The sequence below is a fragment of the Paractinoplanes abujensis genome (assembly GCF_014204895.1).
Classification (GTDB): Bacteria; Actinomycetota; Actinomycetes; order Mycobacteriales; family Micromonosporaceae; genus Actinoplanes; species Actinoplanes abujensis.
Window position 1 is genome coordinate 9,257,935 of record NZ_JACHMF010000001.1, and the last position, 15,087, is coordinate 9,273,021.

Annotated in this window: 14 protein-coding genes and 1 pseudogene; 8 read left to right on the plus strand and 7 right to left on the minus strand. The window is 71.6% G+C overall.

Features of this window, described 5'->3' with window-relative positions:
* Position 1: 1 nt before the first annotated feature.
* A complete protein-coding gene (locus tag BKA14_RS42735; RefSeq protein ID WP_184956404.1) occupies positions 2–1,390 on the minus strand; it encodes a hypothetical protein in 1,389 nt (462 codons plus the stop codon).
* A complete protein-coding gene (locus BKA14_RS42740; protein ID WP_184956405.1) occupies positions 1,387–1,899 on the minus strand; it encodes a SigE family RNA polymerase sigma factor in 513 nt (170 codons plus the stop codon). The genes BKA14_RS42735 and BKA14_RS42740 overlap by 4 nt, the downstream gene beginning before the upstream one ends.
* 150 nt (positions 1,900–2,049) lie before the next feature.
* Between BKA14_RS42740 and BKA14_RS42745 the strand changes: the two genes are divergently transcribed.
* From BKA14_RS42745 to BKA14_RS42755, 3 genes are all read left to right on the plus strand, one after another.
* The gene (locus BKA14_RS42745) at positions 2,050–3,369 is read left to right on the plus strand and encodes an FUSC family protein (protein WP_184956406.1); all 1,320 of its coding nucleotides are present in this window, start codon (positions 2,050–2,052) and stop codon (positions 3,367–3,369) included.
* Between the two features lie 313 nt (positions 3,370–3,682).
* Positions 3,683–4,288: a response regulator transcription factor gene (locus tag BKA14_RS42750; protein ID WP_184956407.1), complete on the plus strand. Its 606-nt coding sequence runs from the start codon at positions 3,683–3,685 to the stop codon at positions 4,286–4,288.
* Between the two features lie 17 nt (positions 4,289–4,305).
* Positions 4,306–4,869, plus strand: coding sequence for a VanZ family protein (locus tag BKA14_RS42755; protein WP_184956408.1), 564 nt, complete (start codon positions 4,306–4,308; stop codon positions 4,867–4,869).
* Here the strand turns inward: BKA14_RS42755 and BKA14_RS42760 are convergent.
* Positions 4,842–5,906, minus strand: a complete 1,065-nt coding sequence (locus BKA14_RS42760) for a glycosyltransferase (protein WP_184956409.1) — start codon at positions 5,904–5,906, stop codon at positions 4,842–4,844. The two genes, BKA14_RS42755 and BKA14_RS42760, sit on opposite strands and share 28 nt — an antisense overlap.
* A gap of 374 nt (positions 5,907–6,280) precedes the next feature.
* Here BKA14_RS42760 and BKA14_RS42765 point away from each other — a divergent pair, with 374 nt between their 5' ends.
* Genes BKA14_RS42765 through BKA14_RS42780 form a run of 4 tightly spaced genes read left to right on the plus strand, consistent with a single transcriptional unit; the run spans position 6,281 to position 11,134 of the window.
* On the plus strand, positions 6,281–8,173 hold the full coding sequence (locus BKA14_RS42765; protein WP_184956410.1) for a nucleoside-diphosphate sugar epimerase/dehydratase: 1,893 nt from the start codon (positions 6,281–6,283) through the stop codon (positions 8,171–8,173).
* Positions 8,174–8,182: 9 nt separating this feature from the next.
* The gene (locus BKA14_RS42770; RefSeq protein WP_184956411.1) at positions 8,183–9,439 is read left to right on the plus strand and encodes a nucleotide sugar dehydrogenase; all 1,257 of its coding nucleotides are present in this window, start codon (positions 8,183–8,185) and stop codon (positions 9,437–9,439) included.
* The gene (locus BKA14_RS42775; protein ID WP_239092621.1) at positions 9,436–10,095 is read left to right on the plus strand and encodes a sugar transferase; all 660 of its coding nucleotides are present in this window, start codon (positions 9,436–9,438) and stop codon (positions 10,093–10,095) included. The genes BKA14_RS42770 and BKA14_RS42775 overlap by 4 nt, the downstream gene beginning before the upstream one ends.
* Complete coding sequence (locus tag BKA14_RS42780; RefSeq protein WP_239092620.1) at positions 10,085–11,134, plus strand: hypothetical protein; 1,050 nt, start codon at positions 10,085–10,087, stop codon at positions 11,132–11,134. Before BKA14_RS42775 ends, BKA14_RS42780 begins: the two co-directional genes overlap by 11 nt.
* Here BKA14_RS42780 and BKA14_RS42785 read toward each other — a convergent pair.
* The 4 genes from BKA14_RS42785 to BKA14_RS42800 form a co-directional block, all read right to left on the minus strand.
* Positions 11,131–11,796, minus strand: a complete 666-nt coding sequence (locus BKA14_RS42785) for a dihydrofolate reductase family protein (RefSeq protein ID WP_184956412.1) — start codon at positions 11,794–11,796, stop codon at positions 11,131–11,133. The genes BKA14_RS42780 and BKA14_RS42785 overlap by 4 nt on opposite strands.
* The gene (locus tag BKA14_RS42790; protein WP_184956413.1) at positions 11,796–12,260 is read right to left on the minus strand and encodes an SRPBCC family protein; all 465 of its coding nucleotides are present in this window, start codon (positions 12,258–12,260) and stop codon (positions 11,796–11,798) included. The genes BKA14_RS42785 and BKA14_RS42790 overlap by 1 nt, the downstream gene beginning before the upstream one ends.
* A complete protein-coding gene (locus BKA14_RS42795; RefSeq protein WP_184956414.1) occupies positions 12,257–12,589 on the minus strand; it encodes an ArsR/SmtB family transcription factor in 333 nt (110 codons plus the stop codon). The genes BKA14_RS42790 and BKA14_RS42795 overlap by 4 nt, the downstream gene beginning before the upstream one ends.
* Positions 12,590–13,928: 1,339 nt before the next feature.
* Positions 13,929–14,531 carry a DUF5317 family protein gene (locus BKA14_RS42800; protein WP_184956415.1) on the minus strand — a complete coding sequence of 201 codons (603 nt, stop codon included), beginning with the start codon at positions 14,529–14,531 and terminating at the stop codon, positions 13,929–13,931.
* A 394-nt stretch (positions 14,532–14,925) separates the two neighbouring features.
* Here BKA14_RS42800 and BKA14_RS45785 point away from each other — a divergent pair.
* Positions 14,926–15,016 (plus strand): annotated as a pseudogene (locus tag BKA14_RS45785) (IS5/IS1182 family transposase); the annotation flags it as partial.
* Between the last annotated feature and the right edge of the window lie 71 nt (positions 15,017–15,087).

The following is a 15,087-nucleotide window of genomic DNA, read 5'->3' on the forward strand; positions in this document are numbered from 1 at the left end:
CTCAGCCGACGATCCGGGTCTTCGGGGTGTCGCCGGGCAGGCCGCCGGAGTCGTACTCGAACATCGGCACCGGCGTGGTTCCCAGTTCCACCCCGTCCTTCCCGTACGCGGTCACGCGCGCCTCTTCCTGCGGCGGCGCCGATGTCGTGGCCGCGCCGGTCGCGTCCGCAGTGAGCTGCGTGGGTGCGGCCGAGCCGAGTTGCAGGGTCAGCCGCTCGGTGCCGGCCGGGCCGACGACGATCACCTGGTCGGTCTTGTCGTCGCTGTTCTCGGCGCGCAGCCGCCAGCCGATGGGCCGTTCGGTCACGTTCGCGGCCGGCAGCAGCAGGCGCAGGTCCTGGCGGTAGGCGCTCGCCTTGCCGTGGAACGCGTACGCGAGCACGCCGCCCCCACGCGGCTGGACGGTCAGCAGCGCGGCGGGCTGCCCGTTGACCGTGCCGGTCCAGCGGATCTCGAGCCGGGTGCCTTCGGCCCCGAGCCGGGCGTCCTGCAGGGCGGAGTTGGCCCAGCGCACGATGGTCTCGCGGTCGAACGTTCGGCCGCCGAGCGCCTTCGTCACGGTGGCCGCGGAGAATTCGTCGGGTCGGTAGTCGCGGCTGCTTGACCAGCCGGTCGCGGCGCCGCCCTCATAGATCACGTCGGCCCCGTCGGTCACCGTGATCTTGCTTTCGGGCGGCTTCGGCGCGGGCGGTAGCACCATCTCGGTCAGCCCGGTGCCGGGCTGCTGCACCTTGGCCGGGTCGTGTTCGACGCGGCCTTCGGCGGTGTAGCGGAAGCCCTCGCTGACCGCGACCGTGGTCCCGGCCGGCGCGACGACCACCAGGACGCCGGGCTTCTCGGCGCTGCGCTGCGAGTAGGTCACCACGGTGTCGCCGGCGTCGGTGCGGCCGCCCTCGGTCATCTTGCTCGCCGGCGCCCCGGCCGGGCCGTCGTACCAGATCAGCGACTTGTCCTCGAGGAAGCCGAAGCGCAGCGGGACGACTGCCAGCACGAGCCGTGTGTCGCCGACGTCAGCGGCGTACACGAAATCGATCTGGTTGCGGTCGGCGATCCGCCAGGTCTCGCCGGGGTCCTGGACGTCTTGGAACTGCTGCCGCATGGCCTCCAGGAAGGCCTTGTCGCCGGCCAGCGACCCCCGGACCGGGCCCTGGTTGAGCACGGGGTTGAAACCGGCCACCGCGATGCCGGGCGCCCATCCGGGCAGCGGCACCACTCCGGCCTGCACCCCGCCCGCCGCGGCGACCACGGCCGCGACCCCGGCCAGGGCCGTGCGGCGCCGGAGCTTGTGCCGGCGTTCGCGCTGCTGGAAGCCGGGCCACGGGTTGTCGATGGCGCCGAGCGCGTCGGCCTCGGCCGCGAGCGCGTCCTTGAGGGCGGTCTCGGTGTTCATCCTCGGGTCCTTTCCAACGCGGCGGGGGTGATCAGCTCACGCAGGCGTTCGAGCCCGCGGGAGGCCTGACTCTTGACGGTGCCGGCCGAGCAGCCGAGCGTCTCGGCGATCTCGGCCTCGGTCAGGTCGCCGAAGTAGCGCAGCACGAGCACCGCCCGCATCCGCGGGGGCAGCGTGCGCAGTGCGGCCACGACCTGTTGCCGGTGCTCGACCGAGCCGTACGGGTCGGTGCTGGGGCCGTCGGTGGTCAGCAGCGGGACCTCGCCGACGCGGCGTCGCCGGCGCCACGAGGTCGCGGTGTTGACCATGGCCCGGCGGACGTAGGCGACCGGCGCCTCCATCTTCGCCACGCGTCCCCACTTGCGGTGGGTCTTCTCCAGGGCCGCCTGGACCAGGTCCTCGGCGTAGCCGCGATCGCCGGTCAGCAGGTAGGCGATCCGCACGAGCGGCGCCCAGTGCTGCTCGACGAAGGCGCGGAAGCCGTCGTCCGGCGGTGCATGTGATGACATGTGAAGCTAACGCCGCCCGGGATCCAAAAGGTTGACTGGATTTTACGGCGCGACCCCCATCACATTCCTCTCATATCACCATGAAGCCGCTCGGTCACGACTAATTTGAGAACTGGCTGTAACAGAGGGTGATGAGAGAAAGACGATTCGTTGCTGGAGTGGCTGATTGTTGCCGGGGGCCTCGCCCTGTGCGCCGTGATCGCAACCTTGCTGCGCCGCACCGTCCGTCCCGCTGTTCACTCCGGCTATCACGCCATGCACGCCCGGGTGCAACCCCACCTGCCCGAGCGCGTCCGCAACGTCGCCCGCTGGTGTCTCGACCGGATCGACGGCGCCGCCGCCCGGACCGTCCTCGTCTCCGGCGTGGCCGCGGGCCTGGCCTGGTCCGCGGCCGGCCTGCTGCACCTGGCCGGCCCGGTCATCGCGGCCATCTCGGCCACCCTGTCGGTGCAGATCAGCTCGCACGCCTCGGTCCGCGAGGGCGCCAAACGGCTGCTGGCCACGGTGGCCGCGATCGGGGTGGCGGTCGCCGTGTGGCACTTCTTCGGTCTGCACTGGTGGTCGATCGCCGTGATCGCCGGCTGTGGGCTGGCCGCGGGGCGGCTGCTGCGGCTGGGCGACGGCGCGGTCGCGGTGCCGGCGACGTCGCTGGGCATCCTGGTCGCCGGCAGCTCGATCACCGAGGCCTACATGTGGCAGCGCGTGGCGGCCACCGCCCTCGGCATCGTGGTCGGGGTGATCCTGTCGCCGCTGGTCGGCGGGGAGACGCCGCTCGAGCGGGCCCGCGCGAAGCTCTCGCACGTCTCGGCCGAGATCGCGCTGCTGCTGGGCGACCTGGGCGCCGGCGCCCGCGGCGGTTACACCCGCGAGGAGGCCACCGAATGGCTGGCCCGCTCGCGAGGGCTGGGCGAGAATCTGGCCGACGCGGTGACCGCGGTCGACGACCTCAGCAAGCAGGCCCGCTGGTCGCTGACCACGCCGGTGGCCCAGGTGGTGCCGCTGCAGCAGACACTGCGGGCTCTGGAGCACGGCGTGGATCAGGTGAACTCGGTGGCTCGTTCGATGTTCGACGCGATCGCCACGCCGATGACCGCGGGCGTGCCCGAGCAGATCGGTCATGTGCTCACCACCGCGGCCGAGGCGTTCGCCGCGCACGCCGACCTGGTGTCGGAGGCCGACACCGACGTCACCAAGGACGCCGGTCACCTGGACGACCTGCTGGCCGACCTGCGTGAGGCCCCGCGCCGCACGTTGCGCACCGTGCGCAGCGAGCTCGCCGACACCGGCGTGCTGGTGCTCACCGGCTCGATCATGAACGACGTCGACCGGATGGCCGGCTCGCTGGCCGGGTCCGCGCCGGCCCTGGCGGTCGGCGAGACCGCGCCGGAGCCGGGCATCCCGGCGGTCTCCGAGGTGCTGCCGGCCGTCCGCCGCCTCTGGGATCGTCGGCGCGAGGAGACATCCGTCTGATGAGGACGGCCGTTTCCAGCTGATTTCCGAGTGCCCGATCAGGAGATCCGGTGCACTTGGGTCATTTGATCGGACAGCCCTGTCGCCCCACTGTGACGGAGAGGTTACGGTGAGGAGGCGCCGGGGCCCGTGTGACCGGTGGCACAAGCGTGTCACGAGCTGGCTGGATCGAAATTCTTCTCCCTGTCCGCCCATCCGTCGACGCGAGCGCGACGAATAGACAGGCAGGAGTACACAGAAACGAGCTTTCCGGGGTGCCTGCCGGATACGAGATCCGGGCACGGGTGCTGGCGTCCATCGGCGAGGTGATGTGGTGATCCGGGTTGCGGTGGCCAGAGACGAGGGATACTTCGGCGTCCCCGTACGTGCCCTGCTCGAGTCGAACCCCGACATGCATTTCATCGGCACGCTTCCTTACGGCAACGATCTGCCGCAGGTGGCGTCCGAGATGTGGCCCTCCGTGATCGTGATCGACACGGAATACATGGTGAGCCAGGTGCTGCCCGTGGCGAACGCGGTGCGCTCGGCCAACCCCTCCTGCGCGTTGCTGCTGCTCTGCGACCCCAGCAAGCGGGGCATGCTGCCCCCGCGACATCGGTCCGGCCCGCTCAACTTCCTGCCCAAGGACGCGTCGGCCGCCCTGCTGGCCGACTCCGTACGCCGGCTGGCCGGTGGGGAGCGGGTGGTGTCGGCCCGGTTGCAGACGGCGTCCTTGCTCACCGACAAGGGGCTGACCACGCGCGAGCTCGAGGTGCTGGGTCTGGCCGCCGAGGGCGAGCCGGTCAAGGAGATCGCGCGCAAGCTGTTCCTGTCGGGTGGCACCGTCCGCAACTATCTGTCCGCGATCATCGCCAAGACCGGCGCGCGCAACCGCCTCGACGCGATCCGGATCGCTCGCAAGGACGGCTGGCTCCGCTGATAGGTACCGTTGGTGCGGTGCCGTCCGGTCAGCTTCAGGTCCCCGCGCTTCCGATCCTGATCCCGCTCGGGACGGTGCTCATGGTGACCGCGGTCGTCGTGCTGCGCCGCCGGCGCGCGCTGGCCCCGGGGCGGCTCGTCGCGGTCTGGGCCGCCGGGTGGTGGGCGGTGGCCGTGCTGGGCGCGACCCTGTTGCCGCTCGACATCGCCTGGGGTCCCGAGGCGGGCCCGCCCGAGCTTTTCCGCTTCCTGCTCGTGCCGTTCCTCGACATGCGGGTCGACGACTTCATCCTCAACATCATCATGCTGCTGCCCCTGGCCGCGGCGTTGCGGGTGGTGGCCGGGGTGCGTGACCGCGGCCGGGTGGTGCTGACCGGCTTCCTGATCAGCCTGTCGATCGAGACCGTCCAGGCCCTGCTCCTCGTCTTCCTGCACGGCAACCGCTGGGCCGACGTCAACGACCTGATGGCCAACACGCTCGGCGCCTGGCTGGGCTGGCTGATCATCCAGGGTCCGGCCGCGGCCCGCCGGCTCGACCGCTGGGCCCTGACCCGTCAGCCCGCGCCGCTCACCCGCTCGTAGAGGTCACCCACCTCGGCCGCCATCCGCTCCGCGTCGTAACGGTCGCCCGCCGAGCGCGGCGCGAGCCGCCCGCCCGCCCGCTCGGCCAGGCACAGCACCTCGGCCCGGAGCTTGCGGGGCAGTGACTCCGGGTCGTGCGGGGTGAGCCGCTCGGCGCCGGAGATCGACTTGTCGGCCAAGGCCTCGCACGTGGCGTACAGGGCAGGCAGCCCGGCCGCGATCGCCTCCAGCACCACCAGCCCGAACGTCTCACGGCCGGGGGAGGCGAAGACGTCCATGGCGCAGAACATCGCCCGCGCGTGCCGCACCGGCCCGGCGAACAGCACCCGGTCGGCCACACCCTCGATAGCCGCCAGCCGTTCCAGCCCACGCCGGGCCGAGCCGTCGCCGACCAGCAGCAGCACCGCCCCGGGCACCTCGGCCACGGCCCGGATCAGCACGTCGAACCGCTTGCGGGGTTCGAGCCGGCCCAGCCCGCCGATCACCGGGGTGCCGGGCGCGATGCCGAGCCGGGACCGGGTCCGGTCGCGCAGCTCCGCGTCGAAGCCGAACTCGCCGGTGTCGAGCGCCTTGGGGATCACCGTCACGCGGTCGCCGGGCACGCCCCATCGGCGCAGCCGCTCGGCGATCAACGCGGACACGGCGATGGTGAACCGGCCCCGCCCGCGGTGGGCGAGCACGGTCCGCCGCCCCTCGTCCAGGTGGTACTCCGTGGCCACGACCTGCGCCACGCCGGCCAGCCAGGCGGCCAGCCGGCCCTGCACACTCGCCCGGAACAGGTGGGTGTGCACCACGTCGAAGCCGCCGCGCAGCGTCAGCCGCCGCAACCGCACGATGGCGGCGGGGTCGAGATCGCGGCTGCTGGCGATCTCGTGCACGGCCGTGCCGTCGGCCCGCATCCGGGCCAGCACCGGTCCGGGCGGTGACAGCGTGACCACCTCGCTCTCCTGCGGCAGGTTGCGGATCAGCAGCCGCAGTTGATGTTCGGCGCCGTCGCCGGCCCGGGCGCTGATCACGTGCAGCACCCGAACGGCCATTTCTCGTTACCCCGCTATCGCATTGTCGACAGATTGATTGCGCCCGCAGAATGGACGTTCGCAGAGCCTCCGGCGTGAATGACAGTCGCAAATGTCATGCCTAAAAAGAAGAATATTCATGTTCGGCAAATGGCTGCACGATCACGACTTGCCTGGCCAGGCGGGTTGTCACGTGAAACATGAACGCTACTCGCATCGCGCATGACAATTGCTACTGTATTCATCCGGCCCCTCCTGGCACGCTCGGAACGCAGGCAAAGAAAGCGTGCGGATCATATTTCCGGCCTCGGTGAGCGATATTACCGGGCGCATTTTCCTTGCCTTGTGAAGCTTTCCCGACCGGTGCTCCCGGGCGTCCGCGCAAGGAGGAATTCATGCAGGTACGCAGTGCGGCGCCCCGCGCGGACGGCGACGATCCTCCGGGGAGTCGATGGCCGGGCTCGCGCCGGCTGGGCGCGATCCTGCCGGGCCGGGCCGCCCGCGCCGCCGTCGACGCGCTGGCCCTCGGCCTGGCGCTGGCCATCGCCACGGTGCTGCGTCACGACGGTGACCTGGCCGAGTCCCACCTCAACGAGGTGCTGGCGCTGGCAGCGGTGGCGGCCGTCGTGCACACGCTCGTCGGACTCCGCTTCGGGCTCTACACGGGCCGGTGGTCGTACGGGTGCTTCGAGGAGATCGCGGCGCTGGCCAAGACGGCGGCGGTCACCACGCCGGTGCTCTTCGTCCTGGACACGCTGCTCGGCCGGCTGGTGCCCCGGTCCGCCATCATCGCGTCCGGCCTGATCGCCCTCGTCCTCGCCGCGGGGGTGCGCTACGCCGTACGGCTGGCTCGCGACCAGCGCCTGCGACCCTCACCCGAGCACGGCGGCCGCGTGGTCGTGATGGGCGCGGGGGAGGGCGCGGCCCAGGTGGTGCGGGCCATGCTGCGCAACCCCGGAAGCCCGTACGTGCCGGTCGCCTTGCTCGACGACGACCCGGCCAAACGCACCCTGCGCGTGATGGGCGTGCCCGTGGCCGGCAACCGGCACGCGATGGCCTCGGTGATCAGCCGGTACGAGGCCGACGTGGTGCTGATCGCCATCCCGAGCGCGGGCGCCGACCTGGTGCGCGAACTGACCGACCTGGCCCTCCCGTCGGGCGTCGAGGTCAAGGTCGTGCCGCCGGTGGTCGAGCTGTTCGGCCGCACGGTGAGCGTGGACGACATCCGCCCGGTCAGCCACGCCGACCTGCTGGGCCGCCGTGAGATCGGGCTCGACCTGCGGGCCATCGCCGGCCACCTGACCGGCAAGCGCGTGCTCGTCACCGGCGCGGGCGGCTCGATCGGCTCCGAACTGTGCCGCCAGCTCGTCCGCTTCGCCCCGGCGAGCCTGGTGATGCTCGACCGGGACGAGTCCGGGCTGCACGCCGTGCAGCTGTCGATGGACGGCCGCGGCCTGCTCGACGACCGCAACCTCGTGGTGGCCGACATCCGCGACCAGCAGCGGCTCGACGAGGTGTTCGCCGAGCACCAGCCGCAGGTGGTGTTCCACGCCGCCGCGCTCAAGCACCTGCCGCTGCTCGAGATGCACCCGTCCGAGGCCCTCAAGACCAACATCCTGGGTACGTACCAGATCCTGCGGACCGCGCTCCGGCACGGCGTCGAGCGGCTGGTCAACATCTCCACCGACAAGGCGGCCGCGCCGGGCAGCGTGCTGGGCTATTCCAAACGCATCACCGAACGGCTCACCGCCGCCGCCGACGAGGCCGGGTCCGGCACGTACTGCAGCGTCCGCTTCGGCAACGTGCTGGGCAGCCGCGGCTCGGTCCTCACCGCGTTCGCGGCGCAGGTCGAGGCGGGCGGGCCGATCACCGTCACGCACCCCGAGGTGTCGCGGTTCTTCATGACCGTCCAGGAGGCCGTACGGCTGGTCGTGCAGGCCGGCGCCCTGGACAGCCGCGGCGAGGTGCTGGTGCTCGACATGGGCGAGCCGGTCCGCATCGCCGACGTGGCCCGCCGCCTGGCCGACGCCGCCGAGCGGCCCATCTCCATCGTGTACACCGGACTGCGGCCCGGCGAGAAGATGCACGAGAGCCTGTTCGGCGAGCACGAGAGCGACCGCCGCCCGAACCATCCGCTCATCTCCCAGGTGCCGGTGCCCCCGCTCGACGGCGCCGCCCTCTCGCTGCTCGACCCCACGGCCACCCGGTCCGAGCTGATCGCGGTCATGCGCTGGCTCGCCGAGAGCCCGGCCCTGTCCGTCGCCCGTCAATACCTGAAAGCCAGCTAAGGAGCCCACATGCGGGTCGTCATCGTCGGTCAGGGATACGTCGGGCTGCCACTGGCCGTCCGGGCGGCCCAAGTCGGTCACAGCGTCGTCGGCTTCGACGTCGACGACGAGCGGATCAAGCGGCTGGCCGCGGGCGAGTCCTACGTGGACGACGTAGCCTCGGCCGACCTGCGTGAGCTGCTCGACGCCGGAACGTTCAGCCCCTCGGCCGATCCGCGGTCCTGCGCGGGCTTCGACATCGCGGTCATCGCCGTGCCCACGCCGCTGCGCGAGGGCACGCCCGACCTCAAATACATCGAGGAATCGGCCCGTACGCTGGCCCGCTACCTGCGCCCCGGAGCGACCGTGGCGCTCGAGTCGACCACCTATCCCGGCACCACCACCGACCTGGTCGCCCCGCTGCTCGAGGAGGGCTCCGGGCTGATCGCCGGCGCCGATTTCCATCTCGGCTACAGCCCCGAGCGGATCGACCCCGGCAACCGCGAATGGACGCTGGAGACCACACCCAAGGTGGTCTCGGGCATCAACGCGGCCTCGCTGGAACGCATCGACGCCTTCTACAGCTCGGTGGTGGCCAAGACCGTACCGGTCGGTGACTGCCGGACCGCCGAGCTGGCCAAGCTGCTCGAGAACACGTTCCGGCACGTCAACATCGCGCTCGTCAACGAACTGGCCGTGTTCGCGCACGCCCTCGGCATCGACGTGTGGGAGGCCATCGACGCCGCGTCCTCCAAGCCGTTCGGCTATCTGCGCTTCGTGCCCGGGCCCGGCGTCGGCGGGCACTGCCTGCCGATCGACCCGTCCTACCTGTCGTGGCGGGTGCAGCGCACGCTCGGGCAGAGCTTCCGCTTCGTCGAGCTGGCCAACGACATCAACAACCACATGCCCGACTACGTCGTACGGCGTCTCGTGGCGGCCCTCAACGAGCGGCGCAAGGCGGTCAACGGCTCCACCATCCTGCTGCTCGGCCTGGCCTACAAGAAGAACAGCGGCGACGCCCGGGAGTCGCCCGCGCGCCGGGTCGCCTCGCTGCTGCTCGACATGGGAGCCGACGTACGGGCGGCCGACCCCCACGTCGTCGAGGACGCGCAGGTCGACCGCCGGGTCACCCGGGTCTCGCTGACCGCCGGGCAACTGGCCGAGGCCGACGCCGTCGTGCTGCTGGCCGACCACGACGTGTTCGACCTCGGCCTCGTCGCCGAACACGCCCCGTACGTGCTGGACACCCGCCGGCGCCTCACCGGAGAGAACGTGGAGACGATGTGAAACTGCTCTGGGGTCTGGTCAACCAACTCGTCGCCGCCGTCGCCCTGATCCTGCTGTCCCCGGTGCTGCTCGGGGTGGCGCTGTGGATCCGGATCGCCGACGGTCCCGGCATCCTGTTCGTGCAGGACCGCGCGGGCCTGCGCGGCAAGCCGTTCCGCATGCTCAAGTTCCGTTCGATGGTGCACAACTCGGTCGCGCTGAGCACGCAACTGGGCATCAGCGACCCGTACGGCCTGGTCGAGAACGATCCCCGGATCACCGCCTGCGGCCGGTTCCTGCGCCGCACCAGCCTCGACGAACTGCCCCAGCTGATCAACGTGCTGGCCGGGCAGATGCTGCTGGTCGGGCCCCGCCCCGACGTGCTGCCGCAGGTGGCCAACTATTCGCCGCTGGACGCCCGGCGGCTCGAGGTCAAACCCGGCATCACCGGCTGGGCCCAGGTCAACGGGCGCGACGACATCGACTGGCCGGCACGCTTCATCCTCGACCGCTGGTACGTCGACCACTGGTCGCCCCTGCTCGACCTGCGCATCATCGCGCGTACCGTCACCGACCTGCGCCGCGGCGAGCCGCCCGTGCACGTCGACACGCTCAACATCGCCCGCGCCCAGGACACTGCGCCGCAGCCGGCCGCGGAAGCCCGCCGTGCTGCCTGAGTCCCGGGAGATCGGCTCGGAGTTCCACTGGGATCCGGCCGTCCTGCTCACCGTCGCGCAGAACGGCCACCTCCCGCCACGTCATTCCCTGTACGCCACCGGCTGCGGGGCGCTGACCGTGCTGCTCCGCCGGCTGACCCCGGCCGGCCGGTTGCACGTGCCGTCGTTCTTCTGCCCGGGGGTGGCCGAGGCGCTGAGCGTGCACCGGCCGCTCGCCTGGTATCGCCACCTGCCCGGCGGCCCCTCGCTGGAGACGCTGCGGACCCGCCCCGGCGACGTGGTGCTGGCCCAGAACCTGTTCGGCCGCGAGGACGGTGCCGTCTGGCGCGACTGGATCACGGCCCATCCCGACGTGACCGTCATCGAGGACCATTCGCACGACCCCTTCGGTCCCTGGGCCAGAACCAGCATTGCCCCGTACGCCGTGGCGTCGCTCCGCAAGACCCTGCCCGTCCCCGACGGCGGTCTGCTGTGGTCACCCCGCGGCCTCGACCTGCCCGCGCCCTCGGCCGGTCCCGCGCCCGGCAGTGACCTCAAACTGGCGGCCATGGTGCTCAAGGCGGCCTGGCTCGCCGGTCACCCGGTGGCCAAGGACGCGTTCCGCGCCTTGCAGCAGCAGGGCGAGCACGCGCTGCTGGGCAGCGAGGCTGCGCCCAGCGCCTTCACCGCGGCCGTGCTGCCCGTCCTCGACATCGCCGGCCTGCGCGCCGCCGCCACCCGCAACGCCCGGGCCCTCGAAGTGCTGCTGCCCCACCAGCTGCTGCTCGCGGCCCCCGGCGCCCACCCGCGCGGCGCGGCCCCCTTCCGGGTGCAACTGCTCTGCCCCGACGAGCCGGCCCGCGACGAGCTGCTGCGCCACCTGGCCGGGCACGGCATCTACGCCCCGGTCCACTGGCGGCAGCCGGCCGGCGGCTTCTGGAGCGGCGACCCCGAGGCGGCCGCGCTGGCCGGACGCATTCTGACCGTCCCGGCCGACCACCGCTGCACCGCGGCCGACGTGCACCGGGTCGCCGCGCTGCTGGCCCTGGCGGCGGTCTAGGGCCGATGCACCGAATAAGTCAGATGAGTCACGGTCGCTGACGGCTCGGCGTGCACCTGCTTCAGCGCGACGCGGGAGTCGTCCACGCCCTCGAACAGGCGAATCCCCGAGCCGAACAGCACGGGCGCCAGCGTGATCGAGAGCTCGTCGACCAGGCCCGCGTCGAGGAACTGCAGGATCGTCTCGGCGCCGCCCGAGATCCGCACGTCCCGCTCGCCCGCGGCCACCCGGGCCTGCTCCAGCGCGGCCTCGATGCCGTCGTTGACGAAGTGGAACGTCGTGCCGCCCGGCCGCTCCCACGGGTCCCGCTTCTCGTGGGTCACGACGAAGACCGGCGTATGGAACGGGGCGTTCTCCGGCCAGGCCAGCGCGCCGCCGTCGAACATGCGCTTGCCCATGATGTTGGCGCCGATGCGCTCGTGCGTGGCCCGGGCGATGTCGTTGTCGCGTCCCTCCTCACCGCCCTCGCCGATCCCGGTGTTCTCGCGGAAGAACCGCAGCGGGAAGACCCACGCCTGCAGCTCCGACCACTTCGCCATCCACCGCCGGGCCGCCGGGGAGTTGCGGCCCTCGGGCGAGAAGACCTCCTGGACCGACACTTCCTCCGGCGCCATGAAACCGTCGAGCGACATCGTCACGCTGACGAACACCGTGCCCGCCATCAGCTGGTGCGCCCGGTGACGTACGCGGCCAGGTTGTTCAGCGTCTGCTCGCCGCCCTCGATCGCGTGGTACTTCTCGACCGCCTCGTCGCGCACCTGCTTGGTCGGGAACAGCGTGCGCATCCGCAGCCGGGTCGCTGCGCCTGCCGTCTCGAACGTCAGCACCGACTCGAACGCGTTCGGGTCGTCGGCCGACTCGCCGTGCAGCAGCGTGATCCGCTCGGGCGGGCTGATCTCGCGCCAGGTGATCCACTCGGCGTAGTCGGTGCCGTCCGGCCCGTGCATCACGAAATCCCACACCCCGCCCACGCGGAAGTCGAACGACTGCGTGGTGGTGCTGAACCCCTCCGGACCCCACCAGCGGGACAGGTGCCGCACCTCGGTGAAGGCCTCGAACACCAGCTCCCGCGGGGCGTCGATGAGCCGGGAGACCACGATCTCGCGGTCGCTGTCGGGCATGCTCATTGCTGCTCCTTGAGTTCCTGTACGTACGTGTCGAGCCGGTCGAAGCTCTCGTTCCAGAACTGCGCGAACCCGCCCGCCCACTCGTGGACCGGGCGCAGCCCGCGCGCGTCCAGCTCGTAGAGGCGCTGCTTGCCGACCTCGCGGACTCGCACCAGCCCGACCTCGCGCAGCACCCGCAGATGCTTGGAGGCCTGCGACGGGCTCATGCCCAGCCGCTCGGCCAGCCCGGTCGCGGGCCACTCGCCGGCCTTCAGCAGGGCCAGCACATCTCGCCGCTGCGGTTCGGCGATCGCATTGAACACGTCCGAGGTCGTCGCCGCTCGTGCCATGCCGCCACCATATTTTCCGATATAGGAAAACGTCAAGCGCTCGGCAGCGGTGAAACCGACACCCGCACACTGGTCCACCACCGCCGCCCATGCCCGCCTGAACACTGTCCGGACCGCCGCCCCTGCGGCGCCGCGCCACCCACCCCACGCGGACCGCATCCCCTGTCCGCGCCGCCACCGCGGACCGCACCCCCTGCCCGCGCCACCCCCGCGGGCCGCATCCCCTGCCCGCGCCACCCGCCGCCCGCGCCGCCCCCGCGGACCGCGCCGCCCGCGCCGCCCGCGCCGCCTGTCCGGAGCGCGCCGCCCGCGCGGAGCCGCGTCGGCCGTCCGGGCCATCGCGCGCCCTTCGGGCCGGCAGGCCTTTGGACGGCGGCGGTTAACCGTTGGAGCCGACCCCTGCCGGGCGGTAGCCTCGGTGTTCAGCTTCCGAAGAGGGGACGAGCCGTTGTATCTGCGCTGAGACCTTCCACCGTGCCGCGCCGGCCACCCGGCGCACCGACGTCCCGCACCGGCCGGCCGAGTGCGGCGCGCCGCCATGACACGCGGCTCGCCACTCGCCCGCACGCCGTGCGCGGACCTTTTCGCGAGCAACGGAACTGTCGCAGCAGATAGGTACCTCAGCGTTGATCAATATCGAGACACCAAGGCTCGGCTGGGACGGCGCGTGGACTCTGCGCCGGACGGCTTTCGACTTCCCCGAGCCCCGGCCTGTCCCCGCACCCCGCTATCGCATCTGGAGCCGAGACTTCAGGAAGGCCGGTGAGGCGCGAGCCGCCCTGCGCCGTCAGTGGTCCCGCTCGGCCCGCCGCGACTATCGGCGCCGTTGGCGGTAACGCCCCGCCGGGCCCGGTCTGGGCCCGGCGGGGCTTTCTCCGACACGCGAGTTCGGGGCGTCAGATGTTCGCGCATGTCCCGGCCGACCTCAGCGGCGCGTCGATTTCGTGCGACGCGCCGCTTCGTATTCCGTCAGCCGGTGCTGATGTGCGGGGCGCCGACGGTGTAGAGCAGCAGAGCCAGACTGGCCACCGTGGTGGCGGCGACCGCCAGGCGGGACCACGAGGATGTGCGAGTCATCGCGGTTCTCCTAACACAATGGACGGCTTGGCGGTCAGCCGATGCTGAGGTGCGGGGCGCCGACGGTGTAGAGCAGGAGGGCCAGGCTGGTCAGGGTGCAGGCGGCTGCGGCCAGGCGTCGCCAGGTGCGCTGGGTGGTCATGAGTTTCTCCTTCAGACGGTGGCGGGCAGGTCGGCTGGTGCTGGGGCGGGGGGGTCGCGGTGTGTTCGGACGGTGGCGGGCAGGTCGGCTGGTGCTGGGGCGGCGGGGGTCGCGGTGTGTTCAGACGGTGGCGGGCACGACGGCCGGTGCTGGGGCTGCGGGGTCGCGGCGGGGCCGGCGCATCGCCAGGGCGACCAGGGCTACGGTGCCGCCGCTGATCAGGACGTCGCCGGGGCTCGCTACTTTGTTGATCAACGGCACGGGGATGATGTCGCCGAGCGGGGCCAATCGGGTGCCGGCATCGGCGGGCGCGTTCTTCGGGCCTTCGAGACCGGGCGTGCTTCCGGCCGCGGTGGCCGCGGCCGAGTCGTACGGCATCCGGCCGTTCAGTCCGATGACCAGAGCGTTCATGGCCGCGCCGAGGACGATCACGGCACCGGCCCAGCGGATCGCGGCGGGCCAGTGGCCCAGGTTGACGGTCAGCCAGCCGAAGACGATGCCGAAGACCAGCGCCAGCATCGGAACGCCGGCCACGTCCTCGACGAGGTGCCGCACATCGGGCGCGGAATACTGCGCGAACTGTACGGCCGCCGCGAGCCAGATCAGCCAGAGCGCCCGGATCCGTACGGCACGCAACCCGGACAGGCGCCCGCCGCACAGATAACCCAGCAGCACCCCGGCCACGGGCGGCGTGACGGTGAGCAGTAGGAAGCTGAACGACATGGCACCTCCCCGGATCGAATCGACGATCAGTGCCTTCGTTTCTAGTCCGCCGCGAGCCGGGCCTCTGTCGCCGAGTCGACATCCCTCCGCTTCGGACACAACGGATCGCCGCTGCTCCAGGACGAGTACCCTGCGTGATGACTTCGCCACGACGCGGACCCGGCAGGTCAACCGGCGGCGAGCGTTGGTGCTCAGCGGCGACGGCACGGATCGGGCTGCCGCCAAGGGGTCGCTGACCCGTGTCCGCCTGGACATGCTGATCAGCCGGTGCTCACGTCGTCATGAGGACTTTGATCTTCGGGCCGGCCGTTGCCGGTGACATGAAAAGCGCCGAGCGGCGGGCCGCTGGGGAGCTGGACGTGTCCCGGGCGATGGCCGGTCGCTTGCGGTGCTGCTGACCCGCGGCAACCGCAGCGACGTCACCCAACTCGTCCCACTGCTGCGAGCCATGCCACCGATACGCGGCAAACGCGGACGGCCCCGCAGCCGGGCGCCCAAGCTACGCCGACCACGACAAGTACCGAGCACTGGTCCGCTGACTCGGCAGCACCCCGGA